12 protein-coding genes, 4 tRNA genes and 2 pseudogenes are annotated in these 14992 nt (G+C 60.0%); 7 read left to right on the top strand and 11 right to left on the bottom strand.

Features of this window, described 5'->3' with window-relative positions:
* Positions 1 to 33 precede the first annotated feature (33 nt).
* Positions 34 to 477 (top strand): annotated as a pseudogene (locus tag AACY36_RS18960) (diguanylate cyclase domain-containing protein); the annotation flags it as partial.
* On the opposite strand, the gene AACY36_RS18955 reads toward AACY36_RS18960, so the two are convergent.
* From AACY36_RS18955 to AACY36_RS18940, 4 genes are all read right to left on the bottom strand, one after another.
* A complete protein-coding gene (locus AACY36_RS18955; protein ID WP_005786715.1) occupies positions 474 to 845 on the bottom strand; it encodes a hypothetical protein in 372 nt (123 codons plus the stop codon). The pseudogene AACY36_RS18960 and the gene AACY36_RS18955 overlap by 4 nt on opposite strands.
* Entirely contained in the window at positions 842 to 1180 is a 339-nt protein-coding gene (locus tag AACY36_RS18950; RefSeq protein WP_339414624.1) for a helix-turn-helix domain-containing protein, read from the bottom strand. Before AACY36_RS18950 ends, AACY36_RS18955 begins: the two co-directional genes overlap by 4 nt.
* A 94-nt stretch (positions 1181 to 1274) precedes the next feature.
* Positions 1275 to 1733 (bottom strand): YkvA family protein, encoded by a 459-nt coding sequence (locus AACY36_RS18945; protein ID WP_339414625.1) that lies wholly within the window; start codon positions 1731 to 1733, stop codon positions 1275 to 1277.
* Positions 1734 to 2085: 352 nt separating this feature from the next.
* Positions 2086 to 2826 carry an FKBP-type peptidyl-prolyl cis-trans isomerase gene (locus AACY36_RS18940; RefSeq protein WP_339414626.1) on the bottom strand — a complete coding sequence of 247 codons (741 nt, stop codon included), beginning with the start codon at positions 2824 to 2826 and terminating at the stop codon, positions 2086 to 2088.
* A 258-nt stretch (positions 2827 to 3084) separates the two neighbouring features.
* On the opposite strand from AACY36_RS18940, the gene AACY36_RS18935 reads away from it, so the two are divergent.
* Both AACY36_RS18935 and AACY36_RS18930 read left to right on the top strand, forming a co-directional pair.
* On the top strand, positions 3085 to 4893 hold the full coding sequence (locus AACY36_RS18935) for a di-heme-cytochrome C peroxidase (RefSeq protein WP_339494395.1): 1809 nt from the start codon (positions 3085 to 3087) through the stop codon (positions 4891 to 4893).
* Positions 4890 to 6056, top strand: coding sequence for a catalase family protein (locus AACY36_RS18930; protein WP_339414628.1), 1167 nt, complete (start codon positions 4890 to 4892; stop codon positions 6054 to 6056). Before AACY36_RS18935 ends, AACY36_RS18930 begins: the two co-directional genes overlap by 4 nt.
* Before the next feature lie 235 nt (positions 6057 to 6291).
* On the opposite strand, the gene AACY36_RS18925 is transcribed toward AACY36_RS18930, so the two are convergent.
* The 5 genes from AACY36_RS18925 to AACY36_RS18905 all read right to left on the bottom strand — a co-directional run bounded on the left by AACY36_RS18925 (position 6292) and on the right by AACY36_RS18905 (position 11405).
* Entirely contained in the window at positions 6292 to 7227 is a 936-nt protein-coding gene (locus tag AACY36_RS18925; RefSeq protein ID WP_339414629.1) for a LysR substrate-binding domain-containing protein, read from the bottom strand.
* An 83-nt stretch (positions 7228 to 7310) separates the two neighbouring features.
* On the bottom strand, positions 7311 to 9320 hold the full coding sequence (locus AACY36_RS18920) for a CocE/NonD family hydrolase (protein ID WP_339457014.1): 2010 nt from the start codon (positions 9318 to 9320) through the stop codon (positions 7311 to 7313).
* A 27-nt stretch (positions 9321 to 9347) separates the two neighbouring features.
* Entirely contained in the window at positions 9348 to 10931 is a 1584-nt protein-coding gene (locus AACY36_RS18915; protein WP_339427803.1) for a BCCT family transporter, read from the bottom strand.
* 302 nt (positions 10932 to 11233) lie between these two features.
* Positions 11234 to 11310, bottom strand: a tRNA-Asp gene (locus AACY36_RS18910).
* A 19-nt stretch (positions 11311 to 11329) separates the two neighbouring features.
* Positions 11330 to 11405: transfer RNA gene (locus AACY36_RS18905), tRNA-Val, on the bottom strand.
* Positions 11406 to 11729: 324 nt separating this feature from the next.
* Between AACY36_RS18905 and AACY36_RS18900 the strand changes: the two are divergent.
* A pseudogene (locus AACY36_RS18900) lies at positions 11730 to 11954 on the top strand (hypothetical protein); the annotation flags it as partial.
* A 136-nt stretch (positions 11955 to 12090) separates the two neighbouring features.
* Here the strand turns inward: AACY36_RS18900 and AACY36_RS18895 are convergent.
* Both AACY36_RS18895 and AACY36_RS18890 read right to left on the bottom strand, forming a co-directional pair.
* A tRNA-Asp gene (locus AACY36_RS18895) sits at positions 12091 to 12167 on the bottom strand.
* A 19-nt stretch (positions 12168 to 12186) separates the two neighbouring features.
* Positions 12187 to 12262: transfer RNA gene (locus AACY36_RS18890), tRNA-Val, on the bottom strand.
* 159 nt (positions 12263 to 12421) lie between these two features.
* Here AACY36_RS18890 and rdgC point away from each other — a divergent pair.
* From rdgC to sugE, 3 genes are all read left to right on the top strand, one after another.
* Positions 12422 to 13342 carry a recombination-associated protein RdgC gene (gene rdgC / locus AACY36_RS18885; protein ID WP_034103031.1) on the top strand — a complete coding sequence of 307 codons (921 nt, stop codon included), beginning with the start codon at positions 12422 to 12424 and terminating at the stop codon, positions 13340 to 13342.
* Positions 13343 to 13508: 166 nt separating this feature from the next.
* A complete protein-coding gene (locus AACY36_RS18880) occupies positions 13509 to 14474 on the top strand; it encodes a bile acid:sodium symporter family protein (protein WP_339414632.1) in 966 nt (321 codons plus the stop codon).
* A 106-nt stretch (positions 14475 to 14580) separates the two neighbouring features.
* Positions 14581 to 14895: a quaternary ammonium compound efflux SMR transporter SugE gene (gene sugE / locus AACY36_RS18875; RefSeq protein ID WP_010211634.1), complete on the top strand. Its 315-nt coding sequence runs from the start codon at positions 14581 to 14583 to the stop codon at positions 14893 to 14895.
* The last annotated feature ends 97 nt before the right edge of the window (positions 14896 to 14992 follow it).

Raw genomic sequence — 14992 nt, 5'->3', positions numbered from 1 at the left:
GGTCACAAGCTATTTTTTCACAAAACAGCATCCTTCAACGATATCTACGGCTACGGGCGCGGGGATGAGGTGTTGTTGTGCCTGGCGCAGTGCTTGAACGACCGCGTAGACCCTAGCCGCGACTTTGTCGGGCACATCGGTGGCGATGACTTTTTGTTGGTACTGGGCCCACAGGACTGGCGCAAACGGCTCAATCAACTGCTGGATGACTTCCACACCCAATGCCGGCGCTTCTACCGCGCTGAACACCTTGATGCCGGCTGTTTCGTGGCACTGAACCGCCAAGGCGTGCGTCAGGAATTTGCGCTGCTGTCGCTGTCCATCGGTGTCGTGCATTTGTATCCACAGGCCTGTGGACAACTCGATGCCAGTCAGTTGGCGGAGCTGGCGTCGCAAGCCAAACATCACGCCAAGAATGTCGCCGGCTACAGCATCCATGTGATCGACAGCATGGACACCTTGTCCCCGGCGCTCTAGGCCTCGGCAGACTCCGGGTACTCGTATTCGAATACCCGCACCACTTCCGAGGCGTGCCAGGAGGCCGCGGCCACACCGTCGGATGGCCCGCTGAATCGCCCCAGGCGCTCCACACATTCAAAGAAACCGGTACGCGGCAGGCGGCTGGCGCCCTGGCTGATCACCAGCGAGCTGCGCAACGGCTGCTCGGCCTTGGCGTCCAGCGCGGCCAGGTGTTCCAGGGCGGCGGCCAGGGTTTGCATGGCCGGCGTGGGGAACTGCAAGCGCTCCAGCAACGCGCGGTAAGTCAACAGATGGCGCTGGCGGCGCGCCTGGTCCAGTTCATTGAGTAACCCATCCCAGTGTTGACGACTGATACGTAGGCTCAAGATTCATCCCTCCAACCTGCAACGCCCAATTCCCAGGCCAGGCTGCGACGGATCGCGGCATCCGGCTGGCGCTCACCACTTTCAATCAATCCGAGATACGAGGGGCTGATACCCACGGTGCGGGCCAGGGTCTCGACCGCCAGGCCTTTGGCTTCGCGCAGGTCGCGCAAGTCTGCGAGCGGGCGCAGACCCTGCTCGGGAGCGGCTTGGGCAGTAGAAGAAGGAGGTGGCGAAGGTTGTTGCTGACCGGCAGCTTTTAGCAGCGCCTGATACTGATCCCATGGCAACACCGCGTATTCGGGTTCGCCATTCCGTGAAATTATCTGAATATCCATGACTGCCCCGTAGGATAACAACACTTACTGAGTAAGCTCTTTCCTTAGGAGTGTAATCCTAACAGCCACAAAGGTCGCAGGGGGATATGCCGTGTCATCCGTTTTTTTGCGGGTTTTCTTTGGCCAACAGGGCTGGCGTCGCTGGCAGACGCTCAACCACGGCGAGCTTTTCCGGACGCTGGGCGTCACGCCAGGCGCGAAAAGCGCTCAGTTCGCCGTCCAGGGTCTTCATGACCCATGCCAGCACGGCGATGTCGTCGAGCATGCCGAACATGGGTATAAAGTCCGGGATCGCGTCAATCGGGCTCAGGAAATACATCAGCCCTGCGACCACTGAAATCAGCGCCTTGGGACTGATTGCGCGGTACTCGCCACGCCAGTAGGCCAGGCACAGGGCCTGGAGCAACTTGAAGTCATCCTTGAGCTTGCCCAGGCGATTGCCCTGGCTGGAGCCTTTGGCGGCGACAGCGAACAGCAGCGTCGGTAAACGCCCACGACCCAGCAGGCGTGCGGCGATGGGCAGGAAACGGGTGAAATTGAAGGGTGGTTTCATCTGTCACTCCAGTTCCAGTCAACATAAAAGGTTATCCACACAAATTGTGGATAACCTTGTGAACAGAGCCTGTTTTATCGGCTGAAAGCCACGACTTACAAGGCTTTCAGTCAGATCGGGCGTTTTTTGCGCACATTAAAAAAACCCAAGATTTCATTGACTTGGTGTTGCTGTGCGGCTAGCCATGCTCGGGTTTTATATCAGACTGTTGCCAGGTGTGGACGTTCGTTTGGATTTGCACAGCCTGTGGACATGGGCCCGCTCACTACAAGATCGTGTAGATACCCGAAACTGCAGCCCCCGGAAACAACAACGCCCCGTCGAGACGGGGCGTTGTGTGTTCAGGCGCCTATTACTTCTTGGCGGCTGGTGCTGCTGGGGTTGCAGGGGCTTCAGCCTTGGCTGGGTCCTTGATGCCCAGCAGTTCCAGGTCGAATACCAGCACGGAGTTGGCTGGAATCGCTGGGCTCGGGCTCTGGGCGCCGTAGGCCAGGTCGGACGGGATGTACAGCTCGACCTTCTCGCCAACGTGCATCAGTTGCAGGCCTTCGACCCAACCTGGGATCACGCCGCTGACTGGTAGGTCAATCGGGCTACCGCGATCCACGGAGCTGTCAAAGGTAGTGCCGTTGGTGAGCTTGCCGGTGTAGTGCACAGTCACCACGTCAGTCGGCTTAGGCTGTGCGCCATCGGCTTTCTTGATGATCTTGTACTGCAGACCGGAAGCGGTGGTGACGACGCCGTCTTTCTTGGCGTTGTCTTCGAGGAATTTCTTGCCGGCGGTTGCCGACTCTTCACTCATCTTGGTCATGCGTTCTTCAGCACGCTTTTGCAGTGCGGCAAACGCTTCAACCAGCTCGTCGTCTTTGAGCTTCTGCTCTTTTTTGCCGACGGCATCTTCGATGCCTTGGGCTACTGCTTTGGAATCCAGGTCATCCATGCCTTCCTGGGCAAGGCTCTTGCCCATGTTCAGGCCGATGCCGTAGGAAGCTTTCTGCGCCGGGGTTTTCAGCTCTACGCTGGTCTGCGAATCACAACCCGCAAGTACCAGGCTAACCAGGGCCACCGCCGCCGCCAACCGATGCTGTTTCATGCTATTTCCTTGTTCATGCGCCAAAAGGGCATTCGAATAAAGTCGCGAGCTTATCAGGCGGCCACGACCAATGGCTACCGGCATGTGAGCAGGAAACTTCTGATAAGTTCACGTCTTTAAAAGCATTTTCATTCATGATGGGGCCCCACGAAGGATCGTGGGACCGCCGACTACCAGGCTCATGGCCACTTGCCGCACTTGTGGCGTAGTGGCATAACAACACGACTCCTCGACAAGACCGAGACAAGGATAGCTATCTTGCGCATTTTTTCCCGTGTATTACTGCTGACATTCACGATTCTGGTCCTATTACTGGCCGTGGTGCTCTATTACACCGTCAACCCCAAGCTGCCGGAATACGTGCCCGTGGAGCAGGTGCACTATCAGGACCAATGGAGTGCCGCCGACCGCCAGACTTATTACTTCACGCCCCAAGGCACTCAAGTAAAAGGCCTGCACTACGACTGGTTCACCGCCCTGGAACTGCCGTTTTCCGAGCGCCGTTTTGCCACGCCGGATTACCTCGCGCGCTTCGGTTTCCTGCTCGATCCCAAACAGCTGCCGACCGCGCAAAACCCCGGCAATCTGCCGGTAGGCTTCGCCCGACACAAGAACGCCGGCAGCAACGTCGAGTACCTGGATATCACCTGTGCCGCCTGCCACACCGGCGAGCTGCACTTCAAAAACCAGGCGCTACGCGTCGACGGCGGTTCCGCCCAGCACGTGCTGCCATCCAGTGTGCCAACCTTGCGCGGCGGCAGTTTCGGCCAAGCCCTGGTCGCCAGCCTTGCGGCTACCTACTACAACCCATGGAAGTTCGAGCGCTTCGCCCGCCAAGTGCTGGGAGATCGCTATGACGCTGAGCACAAACAACTGCGCGAGGACTTCAAGCAGTCCCTGAACAAGTTTCTCAAAGTGGCCTGGAACGACACTCACCGTGGTCTCTACCCCACCGAAGAAGGCCCCGGCCGCACGGACGCCTTTGGCCGTATCGCCAACGCCAGCTTTGGCGACGCGATTTCCCCGGACAATTATCGCGTCGCCAATGCACCGGTGGACTACCCACAACTCTGGGATATCTGGACATTCGACTGGGTGCAATGGAACGGCTCGGCCCAGCAACCCATGGCGCGCAATATCGGTGAAGCCCTGGGCGTAGGCGCGACCCTGACCTTTTTCGACGCCGCCGGCCAGCCGCTCCAGGGCGATGCGCGCTACCCGTCCAGCGTCCGCGTGCGCGACCTCAACCTGATCGAAGAAACCCTGCAACGCCTCAAGCCACCAACCTGGCCCGAGGAACTGTTCGGCGCCGTCGACAAACCGCTCGCAGCCCAAGGCCGCACACTGTTCGCCGAGCACTGCGCCGGCTGCCACGTGCCCAACGCCACCCAGGAAAACGGGCGGCCGGTGCAGCAGCTTAAAATGCTGCCCGTGGACTACATCGGTACCGACCCCGGCACCGCCAGCAACATTGCCGACCAGCGCTACGACCTCAGCGCCCTGCAATGGGACCCCGCGGAACTGGCCACGCTGAACGTCGAACTGCACCCCGCGCTAACCGAGCCACTGGACCTGAAAAAAATGTCCGTGGCCAAGGGCCTGGCCTACGTTACCGCCTTCGTCGAAGAGCATGCCTACCGCGCCGCCGGCGTGACCCCGGCCGAGCGCCCGCGCCTGGACGGTTACGGCCTGCCCATCGGCGTACGCGAGTTGCGCGCCTACAAGGCGCGGCCACTGGCTGGCGTCTGGGCGACGCCGCCGTTCCTGCATAACGGTTCGGTGCCGACGCTCTACCAGTTGCTCTCGCCCCAGGACGAGCGCAGCACCACGTTCTATAAAGGCACTTTCGACTACGACCCGCGCCATCTCGGTTTTGAAACCGGCGCGTTCAAGAATGCCTTCCTGTTCGATACCAAAATCACCGGCAACCACAACAGCGGCCACGAATTCCGTGCCGGCAGTCGTGGCAATGGCGTGATCGGCCGTGGCCTGCTACCGCAGGAACGCTGGGCGCTGCTGGAATACCTTAAAGTGCTGGGCGGCCCGCTGGAGCAACAACTGCCATGATGATTCGATCCCCTTACGACCGACCTTCCCTGCTCGGCCGCCTCTGGCTGCGCATCGGCGCATTTCTCGGCAAAACCTTGCTGTGGCTGGTGGGCCTCGGCCTACTCGGTTGGCTGGCGGCGACCGCCTGGTACGCCTGGCAACACAGCGGCCCGGTGTCACCAAATGAGCAAATCCCAGCGGGCGAAGCGGCGATGACCCAAGGCATCATCCAGACGGCGGTGCGCATCGTCGACCAACACCGCGAAGGCACGCGCTACCTGCGTGATGCCCACGCCAAGGCCCACGGTTGCGTGAAAGCCGAAGTCAGCGTGCTCGCCGATCTCGACCCGGCACTGCGCCAGGGCGTGTTCGCCGAACCGGGCAAGACCTGGCAGGCGATGATGCGGTTGTCCAACGGCAACGCTTACCCGCAGTTCGACAGCATCCGTGATGCCCGCGGCATGGCGCTCAAGTTACTGGATGTGCCGGGCAAGCAGCTGCTGGCCGACCAGCAGACGCGCACGGAACAAGACTTCGTAATGTTCAGCCACCCGAACTTCTTTGTCAGCGATGTGGCGGAGTACGCGCAGAATATCGGCGCGCAGGCGGACGGCAAGAAGGTGCTGGCGTTCTTCCCCAAGGCCGACCCGCGCAGCTGGCAAGTGCGTCACTTGTTCATCGCCCTGGCGACCCTCGCACCCGCACCGGCCAGCCCGACGCAGACTACGTACTTTTCAGTTTCGCCCTACAAGTTCGGCACGGCCAACGCCAAATTCCGCGTCGCGCCCGACCCGCAAAACTGCCCGGAGTATCAACTGCCGAAACAAAACCAGGACCTGCCAAATTTCCTACGCAGCGCCTTGAGCCAGCAGTTGTCCACCGACCGCGTGCCCGCGTGTTTCGTGCTGCAGATCCAGCGCCAGAACCCGCAGAAATTCATGCCGATCGAAGACACCAGCATCGAATGGAAAGAAAGCGATGCGCCGTATGAAACCGTGGCGAAGGTGCATATCCCGGCGCAGGATTTCGACACGCCCGAGCAGAACCTGGCGTGCGACAACCAGTCCTTCAACCCCTGGTTCGGCGTAGCGGAGCACCGCCCCATCGGCGGTATCAACCGTTTGCGCAAAGCCGTGTATGAAGCGGTCAGCGATTACCGCCACAGCCGCAACGCGCCATAAAGAATGCGTAACAATGGACCCGACGGTGTAAGGATTGCGTCGGGTCTATTGAGCCATTTTCACCCCGCCTCTACCGTGAGCACCTACCCCATCACCCGCAGGAAATCACCGTGGAAGGCTCAACCCTCGGCATGATCGTACTCACCCTGATCGCCGTGTTCGGCACCGCGTCTTTTTGCTTCGAACACCTGGCGACGCGCCAGATCAAAAACAAAAAACCAGTCAGCACTGACCTTCAGTCAGGGAGCCCAGCCTCTGCGGTACGGGCCCGCAACCACTGACGAAAACTGCGCACCGCCGCGGGTGGATTGCGATGATGCGGCTGCATCAGGTGCAAGCGACCGCGACTGTGCATGCTGTGGGGCAAGGCCATTTGCAGGCGCCTGGAGTCGAGGTCGCTTTCCAGCAAGCGCTTCCACCCCAGGGCGACGCCGTGGCCCATCACCGCCGATTGCATCAACAGTTGATAGCTGTTGGTGCGCAAGGCATGGCGCGGCGAGTAGTAATCGGCGCCCGCGTCAGCAAACCAGTCGGCCCAAGTCAGCCAGTCGTGGTGGTGGTCTTCCACGATCAGCAAGGTGTGAGCGTGCAACAGGTGATGCAGGTCGCGAATCGGGCCATGGCGCTCAAGGTAACCGGGGCTGCACACGGCGATGACCTGCTCGCTGTCGAACACCGGCGACAGCTCAAGGCCGTGGGGCGCGGCCAGTTCATCCAAGTGATAGAACAAGCCCAGGTCATATTCGCTGACATCCAGATGGCTGGGGCTTTCGCTGCACAGGATGCGGATATCCAGGTCCGGATGGTCGCGCTGGAACTGCGGCAACAGACCGGCCAGCCAGATAGAGCTGATGGTGGGCGTACTGGCCAGGGTCAACTGGCGATCGGCACCGCGCCTGCGCAACTCGGCGGACTCGCGGTCAAGCTCGCGCAACAGGCGTTGGACAGTTCGAAAATAACGCACCCCGGCGGGTGTCAGGCTCAAGCCCTGGGCCAGCCGATAAAACAGCGGGCGGGCCAGGTCTTCTTCGAGGCGTTTGACCTGGCGGCTGACCGCGCTCTGGGTCAGGTTCAATTCATGGGCGGCCTGGGTAAAGCTCAAATGGCGGGCCGCCGCTTCAAAGGTCTGCAAGCAATTGAGGGGAGGAAGATCGACGTTACGGCGCGACATGAGCAAGTCCATTGGCAATGACGGGCCCAGGTTACCCCAGGCCCGCAGAGATCACGTTGGCGAGCATCCTGCCAGTTGCCTGCTCAGAGTGCGACCCTGGCCACGCGTTTACTCCATTGCCGACGGTGTTCCAACTGGCCGTTTTCCCAGGCGGTCTGCTCCGCTTCGATGTAGAACCACTCGGCGTCGGCGTGCACGCTCAATTGGCTTTCCACCTCCACGGCCCACTGGTCGCGGCCGACTCGGTAGTGCCATTCGATATCGGCCCGCGTCGACAGCGGATCCCAGGGCAAAGTGCGGTATTGCTCAGTGCAACGCTGGTCCACCGACAAGCCGTGGTCGGTAAACCGCACTGAACCCAAGTCATCTTCGATTTTCACGGAGACTTCGCCACTGCCCACGTCTTCGATCAAGGTGCGTTTCGGCGCAGCGGCGCGTAGGACGTCCATCGCCACCGGCGTAGCCGACTGTGGCGCTTCGAACGGGCAGTCCACCGCCTCGCCTTTGAATATCGGCAGTTGCAGGCTTTGCAGACTCGGCAGCAACGTCAGAGTGGTCAGCTCACGGCTCGGCCACAGTAACGGGAAACTCGCGGTACTAAGGGCAAGACGCAAACGGTAGCCGACGGGCAGGCGCATGCCGATGTGGTCGAGGTTTAACTGCACGTCCATGGGCTCACCGGGGACTACAGGTGTTACCTGGGAAAAATCCTCACGCAGTGTGAGATTGAGTACCCCGTAACTGATCTGCGTGACTTGCCCGTCCGGCGCTATCGCATTCAGCCGGGCGACCAATTGACCACAGGCGGTGTCACTTGCCAGGCGCAACTTAAGACGTGCATCGCCGAGCAACGACAGCGGCTCGGTCAGCACCTGGGAGTCGAAGCACAGCGAGTGGGCGTCATCACGACGTTGATCCGTCGGTCCATCGGGGCCAAACCAGATGGCGCAGTATTCGCCTTGGTGCAGGCCGGTGGTCAGCGGCGAGCAGATGCTGCGCGGCGCCGCCAATGGCAGTGAGCCTGCACTCAGGCCCTGTTCGCCGAGACTGAAATCCGCCCATTGCACCTGCGGATCCGGCCAGCCGGAGGTCTGCACCCAGATCCCCGGCCGCTCGGCATAACTGCCCTTCGGCGGCAGAATATCCTGTAGGTAAAAGGTGCAAGACGCGTCATCCATTACCCCGTTATTGATGCCCTTGAGCCAATGATCCCACCAGCGCTTGGCCTCTTGCAGGAAGCCGATGGCCGGGTTGGGCACGGCGAAATGCGGGTACTTGTGGATCCAAGGTCCGATCATGGCTTTCTTCGGGCCTGGTAGGTTTTGCATCAGGCGCGAAACGGTGTTGCGGTAGGCATCGCCCCAGCCACCCACCGCATACACGGCCGCCTTGATCTTCGAATAGTCCTCGCACACCGAGCCATGGCGCCAATAGTCATCGCGGGTCTGGTGTTGCAGCCAGGTTTGCGCCAGCAACGGCATGGCGTCCAAGCGTTGGTGCCAGAGGTGTTTCCAGTCGTCGCCCACCAGCAAAGGATCCGGCACCGCGGCGCTGAAGTTGAGCATGGTGGCGGCCCAGCCGAAGTTCTCCATCAACAGATTGCCGCCCTTGTAATGGATGTCGTCGGCAAAGCGATCATCGGTGGAGCACAGGGTAATGATCGCCTTCAACGCCTCGGGCTGGCGTGCCGCGACTTGCAGCCCGTTGAAGCCGCCCCAGGAGATGCCCATCATGCCGACATTACCGTCGCACCAGGGTTGATGGCACAGCCAGTCGATCACTTCGAGGGCGTCTTCCTGTTCCTGAAGCAGGTATTCATCGGCCATCAAACCTTGGGATTCACCGTTGCCCCGCATATCCACCCGCACACATACATAGCCCTGCCCCGCCATCCACGGGTGGGTCAGCGCATCGCGTACGGCGGTGCCGTCGCGTTTGCGGTACGGCAGGTATTCCAGGATCGCCGGGAAGGTTTGCAGGCCGGCGACTTCCGGTAACCAGATGCGGGCCGCCAGTTGGGTGCCGTCCTTCAAGGGGATCAGGCAGTGCTCGATTTCGCGCACGGTGTAAGCAAATTCAGTGACGATTTCCATCAGTAACTCCTACAGCGGTTCAATCGATCAGCGGGCGAAATCCGGCACCGGGCTGGCGCCACGCGATTGCATTTCGGGGGTCCGCTGAAGGCGTTTCACATCCAGCAACGCGGGATTTTTCAACCAGAAAATCAGCGAGGTACTGGCCAACAACACCAGGATCATCCCGGGCAAACCGCCGAGGTTGGAGAGCATCTTCACCCCGTCGATGCCCACAAACGCGACCATGACCCACGACACCGTGCCGATAATCAGGCCCCAGACGATCTTCAGCAGCGGGTTGCCGTCGAGATCGGAGTCCGCGGTCACGCCTTTGCTGCACAGGTTGGCGATCACATCGGTGCTGGAGTCCGCCGCCGTGACAAACGAGATGAACGCTACTAACAGCAGGAACGCGATCATCAGGCCGCTGGCCGGCAATTGCTGGAACATCTGGTACAGCACGTGCTCCACGCCCTGCTCGTTCAGCACACGGTTGAGGCTGCCGTCGCCGAGGGCATCGAAGTACAGGCTGGTGCCGGAGAAAATGCAGATCCATATCGCCGTGAACAGCGCCGGGTAGAGCATGTTGATATGGATGAATTCGCGCACGGTATAGCCACGGCCAATCTTGCCAAGGAACAGCGCGCTCACCGGCGCCCAGGCAAACCACACCGACCAGTAGAACACCGTCCAGCTCTGCGGCCAGGTGTCGCCACTCGCGGCGCCAGTGAACAGGCTGCGGCTGAAGAAGGTGTCGAGGTACACGCCAAGGGACTCGACGCCGAGGCTGAACATGTACAAGGTCGGCCCGCACAGCAGCACAAACAATCCCAGCCCCAGCATGATCCAGGTGTTGAACGAGGACAGCATCACAATGCCTTTCTGCAGGCCGCTGGCGGCCGAGGCGACAAAGGTGATGACGATGATCGCAACGATGATGGCCAGGCGGAACGGCGTGGTTTCACCGCCGATATATTGGGCCAGGCCACCGGCCAGGGTCAGCGCGCCAGTGCCCAGGGATGAGGCCATGCCCGCCACCAGGGCGAACATCGCCAGGGTGTCGATCAGCCCGGCGTAGCGCTTGACCCGCGCTGCGCCCAGCAGCGGCTCGAGCATGGCGCCAATGGAGAAGTTGCTGCGACGGTTATAGAACACCAGCGCAAACACCAGCGAGGGCACCAGGTAAATGGCGTAGGGGGTGATGGTCCAGTGCAGGAACATCGTCGACATGGCAAAGGTCTTCGCCGCCGAACTGCCCGCTTCGATCGGCAGGCTGGTGGGTGGGCCATACAGGTGATAGAGCGGTTCGGCGGTGGTCCAGAACAGCACGCCCACTGCGAGCGTGGTGCACAGCGCCACCATGAACCAGCGCCATTTGCGCAGCAATGGCTGGGCGTCTTCGCCGCCGATACGCACCTTGCCCAACGCGGAGAAGTAGACGATCGCCGTCAGCACCACCATGGCAAACGAGCCGGCACTGAACAGCCATGAGAAGTTTTTCAGGATTAGGTTATTGAGCTGTTTGCTGATCGCCAGGAAGGCATTCAAGTCGACATAGCTGGCGATCACCGCCGCCAGCAGGATCAGGAACGTTGGCCAGAACACCAACGGACGCAGTGGATACTTCATAGAGAGCCATTCCCCTTGCAGACTATTCTTATCTTAGAGAGCGGGCACCGCAGCATCCTGCTGCCGTGACTCGCCTGGAAGTCTTCGCGTAGCTATAGATAAACGTTTAAGCGGCCAGGGACGCAATCAACCAATCTGCATAGGGGTATTCCGTCACGTCATGGCGCACCAGCACAGTTCAGGGCGACATGCAGTGCACAACGGCGAAGCGTAAGGCGGATAAATCGCAGACGAAAAAAAGCCCGCTCAATGAGCGGGCTTCTTGTGGTGACCTGGCGTTCAGCGTTCCAGGTGACCGAATATGGCGCAGCGGACGGGACTCGAACCCGCGACCCCCGGCGTGACAGGCCGGTATTCTAACCGACTGAACTACCGCTGCGCGTAACACTTGAAGCGAATGGTGGGTGATGACGGGATCGAACCGCCGACATTCTGCTTGTAAGGCAGACGCTCTCCCAGCTGAGCTAATCACCCTTCACTTTCGGTGTGGGCGGCATCATACACCAAAAATTCGCAATGTCTTGATTTAAATGCACTTTATTTTTGATTTTTTCCAGAGCCCGGCGAAACCCCGTAAAAACGGGCTTCTGCTCGCGCAAATACGAGTCTATTGGGTTTACCGGGCGCTTAACCGCACAATTAAAAATTATTCTCAATAACGCCTGAGCCACGCTTATGTCTGTGGGTGAACTGCCCTTCCAAAGGGAAATCACCCAGCTCTGCAGCGAGCATCATGCCTGGCTGCTCACCTGGCTGTGGCGCAAGCTCGACTGCCGCCAAAGTGCCGCTGACCTGGCGCAGGACATCTATAACTCTCCCCATGGCGGCGATGAAGAGCTCTCCCAGGACGCCAATTGGCTGGTCGACCTGATGACCCAATATCAGGTCAGCAAAAACCTGTCGGCGACGCTGAACGTCAACAATATCTTCGACAAGTCTTACTACACCAACATCGGCTTCCATAACTCCGCCGCTTACGGTGAGCCACGCAATTTCATGGTGATCACACACTGGAATTTCTGATCCCCCAATAAAAAACGCCGCCGACCATCGGAAATGATCGGCGGCGTTTTTTTTGCAAAGCCCAGACAGCAAAAAGCCCGCTCAATGAGCGGGCTTCCTGTGGTACCTGGCGTTCAGCGTTCCAGATAACCGAATATGGCGCAGCGGACGGGACTCGAACCCGCGACCCCCGGCGTGACAGGCCGGTATTCTAACCGACTGAACTACCGCTGCGCGTAACACATGAAGCGAATGGTGGGTGATGACGGGATCGAACCGCCGACATTCTGCTTGTAAGGCAGACGCTCTCCCAGCTGAGCTAATCACCCTTCGTTTCGGTGTGGCGCGCATTCTACGGAGCGGCCCTAGGTCTGGCAAGCACTTTCTTAAATCTTTTTTTTGATAGCTTCCAATGGCTTAGGCAGGGTTGGCCTGGGACGTTATCAAGAGAATAATGCCCCCCTTTGTATAAAGGAGAGACTCGCCCCATGTGGTTCAAGAACCTGCTTATCTATCGCCTGACCCAAGATCTGCCTGTTGATGCCGAGGCGTTGGAAGCGGCCATGGCCACCAAACTGGCGCGCCCTTGTGCCAGCCAGGAGTTGACCACTTACGGTTTCGTCGCGCCTTTTGGTAAAGGTGAAGACGCTCCCCTGGTTCACGTCAGCGGTGACTTCCTACTGATCGCCGCGCGCAAGGAAGAACGCATCCTGCCGGGCAGCGTGGTGCGTGACGCACTGAAAGAGAAAGTCGAAGAGATCGAGGCCGAGCAAATGCGCAAGGTCTATAAGAAGGAACGCGACCAGATCAAGGATGAAATCATCCAGGCCTTCCTGCCGCGCGCCTTTATTCGTCGCTCGTCGACCTTTGCCGCGATCGCGCCGAAACAGGGCCTGATCCTGGTCAACTCCGCCAGCCCCAAGCGCGCCGAGGACTTGCTGTCCACACTGCGTGAAGTGATCGGCACCCTGCCGGTTCGCCCGCTGACGGTAAAAACCGCACCAACCGCGATCATGACCGACTGGGTCACCACCCAGAAGCCGGCGGATGATTTCTTCGTGCTCGACGAGTGCGAACTGCGCGACACCCATGAAGACGGCGGCATTGTGCGCTGCAAGCGCCAGGACCTGACCGGTGAAGAGATCCAGCTGCACCTGACCACCGGCAAAGTCGTGACCCAACTGTCGCTGGCCTGGCAAGACAAGCTCTCCTTCATGCTCGACGACAAGATGACGGTCAAGCGCCTGAAGTTCGAAGACCTGCTGCAAGACCAGGCGGAACAGGATGGCGGTGAAGAAGCCCTGGGCCAACTGGATGCGAGTTTTACCCTGATGATGCTGACGTTTGGTGACTTCATCCCTGCGCTGGTCGAAGCACTCGGCGGTGAAGAGACCCCACAGGGTATCTAAAAGCTAATTAGATCTTATGTGGGCACGGTCAGTGTGGGAGCCGGGCTTGCCCGCGATGCAGGCACCTCGGTCTTCAGTTGAATCGAGTTGATGCTATCGCAGGCAAGCCAGCTCCCACATTTGATCGAGTTGCCACCTCCAGCACTCTAATAACAAGGACACCCCCATGCGCGCACTCGCCGTCTTGAGCCGCTTCGTTGGCAATACCTTCGCCTACTGGGTGTTGATTTTCGCCGTCGTCGCCTTCCTCGAACCCGGCTGGTTCATCGGACTGAAAAGCGCCATCGTCCCGTTGCTGGGTCTGGTGATGTTCGGCATGGGATTGACCCTCAAGATTGATGACTTCGCCGAAGTCGCCCGCCATCCGTGGCGCGTGGCATTGGGCGTGGTCGCACACTTCGTCATCATGCCGGGCGTGGCTTGGTTGCTGTGCCAGGCCTTCCACCTGCCGCCGGAAATTGCCGTTGGCGTGATCCTGGTCGGCTGCTGCCCAAGCGGCACCTCCTCCAACGTGATGACCTGGCTGGCCCGCGGCGACCTGGCGCTGTCGGTCGCCATCGCCGCCGTCACCACCCTTCTCGCCCCGCTGTTTACGCCGGCGTTGATCTGGCTGCTGGCGTCGGCCTGGCTGCCGGTGTCGTTCATGGAGTTGTTCTGGTCGATCCTGCAAGTGGTGCTGCTGCCGATCGTGCTCGGCCTACTGGCGCAGCGCGTGCTCGGTGATCGGGTACGCCACGCGGTGGATGTGTTGCCACTGGTGTCGGTGGTGAGCATCGTGATCATCGTCGCGGCGGTGGTTGCCGCCAGCCAGGCGAAGATCGCCGAGTCGGGCCTGTTGATCATGGTTGTGGTGATGCTGCACAACAGCTTCGGTTACTTGCTGGGCTACTTCACTGGCCGCGTGTTCAAGTTGCCATTGGCGCAGCGCAAGTCGCTGGCGCTGGAAGTGGGCATGCAGAACTCCGGGCTGGGTGCCGCATTGGCCAGCGCGCATTTCTCGCCCTTGGCGGCGGTGCCGAGTGCGTTGTTCAGCGTCTGGCACAATATTTCCGGGGCGTTGCTCTCGACTTACTTGCGCCGCATGAGCGAGAAGGAAGACCGTCGCGCCTTGGAGAACACGCCGCAAACTTGATCAGTCGATCACTTTTGGGCACTCTTACGAGCTTCGCGGGGACGACCCCGTGACGCTTTCAAGCGCCTAATCCGGGGACGACCCCACCTAGCGTTAGGAGGTCATCATGTCCTGGATCATTCTGTTTTTTGCGGGCCTGTTTGAAGTTGGCTGGGCCGTCGGCCTGAAATACACCGACGGTTTCAGCAAGCCGCTGCCCACTGCCCTAACGATTGCCGCCATGGCCGTAAGCCTTGGCCTGCTGGGGCTGGCGATGAAGGAACTGCCCCTGGGCACCGCCTACGCGATCTGGACCGGAGTCGGTGCCGTGGGCACCGTGATCGCCGGGATTATCCTGTTTGGGGAATCCATGGCGCTGTTCCGCTTGGCCAGTGTCGCGCTGATCATTTGCGGGCTTATTGGCCTGAAGATCAGTACTTAAGCCACTACCGCAATCGCGGCGATGCGGCGACCCGACAAGTCCGCTCCCACATTTGGATTTGTAGATACGCTCAGATGTGGGGGCTTGCCTGCGATGA

It is taken from the genome of Pseudomonas sp. EA_15y_Pfl1_P101, from assembly GCF_963970835.1.
Lineage (GTDB): Bacteria > Pseudomonadota > Gammaproteobacteria > Pseudomonadales > Pseudomonadaceae > Aquipseudomonas > Aquipseudomonas tritici.
This window is presented reverse-complemented; position numbering and strand designations above follow the sequence as displayed.

Excerpts from the sequence above, each read along its gene's own strand:
- AACY36_RS18940 (WP_339414626.1), bottom strand. The coding sequence starts at position 2,826 with ATGAAACAGCATCGGTTGGCGGCGGCGGTGGCCCTGGTTAGCCTGGTA.
- rdgC (WP_034103031.1), top strand. The coding sequence starts at position 12,422 with ATGTGGTTCAAGAACCTGCTTATCTATCGCCTGACCCAAGATCTGCCT.
- AACY36_RS18925 (WP_339414629.1), bottom strand. The coding sequence starts at position 7,227 with ATGTCGCGCCGTAACGTCGATCTTCCTCCCCTCAATTGCTTGCAGACC.
- AACY36_RS18915 (WP_339427803.1), bottom strand. The coding sequence starts at position 10,931 with ATGAAGTATCCACTGCGTCCGTTGGTGTTCTGGCCAACGTTCCTGATC.
- AACY36_RS18930 (WP_339414628.1), top strand. The coding sequence starts at position 4,890 with ATGATGATTCGATCCCCTTACGACCGACCTTCCCTGCTCGGCCGCCTC.
- AACY36_RS18880 (WP_339414632.1), top strand. The coding sequence starts at position 13,509 with ATGCGCGCACTCGCCGTCTTGAGCCGCTTCGTTGGCAATACCTTCGCC.
- AACY36_RS18920 (WP_339457014.1), bottom strand. The coding sequence starts at position 9,320 with ATGGAAATCGTCACTGAATTTGCTTACACCGTGCGCGAAATCGAGCAC.
- AACY36_RS18950 (WP_339414624.1), bottom strand. The coding sequence starts at position 1,180 with ATGGATATTCAGATAATTTCACGGAATGGCGAACCCGAATACGCGGTG.
- sugE (WP_010211634.1), top strand. The coding sequence starts at position 14,581 with ATGTCCTGGATCATTCTGTTTTTTGCGGGCCTGTTTGAAGTTGGCTGG.
- AACY36_RS18945 (WP_339414625.1), bottom strand. The coding sequence starts at position 1,733 with ATGAAACCACCCTTCAATTTCACCCGTTTCCTGCCCATCGCCGCACGC.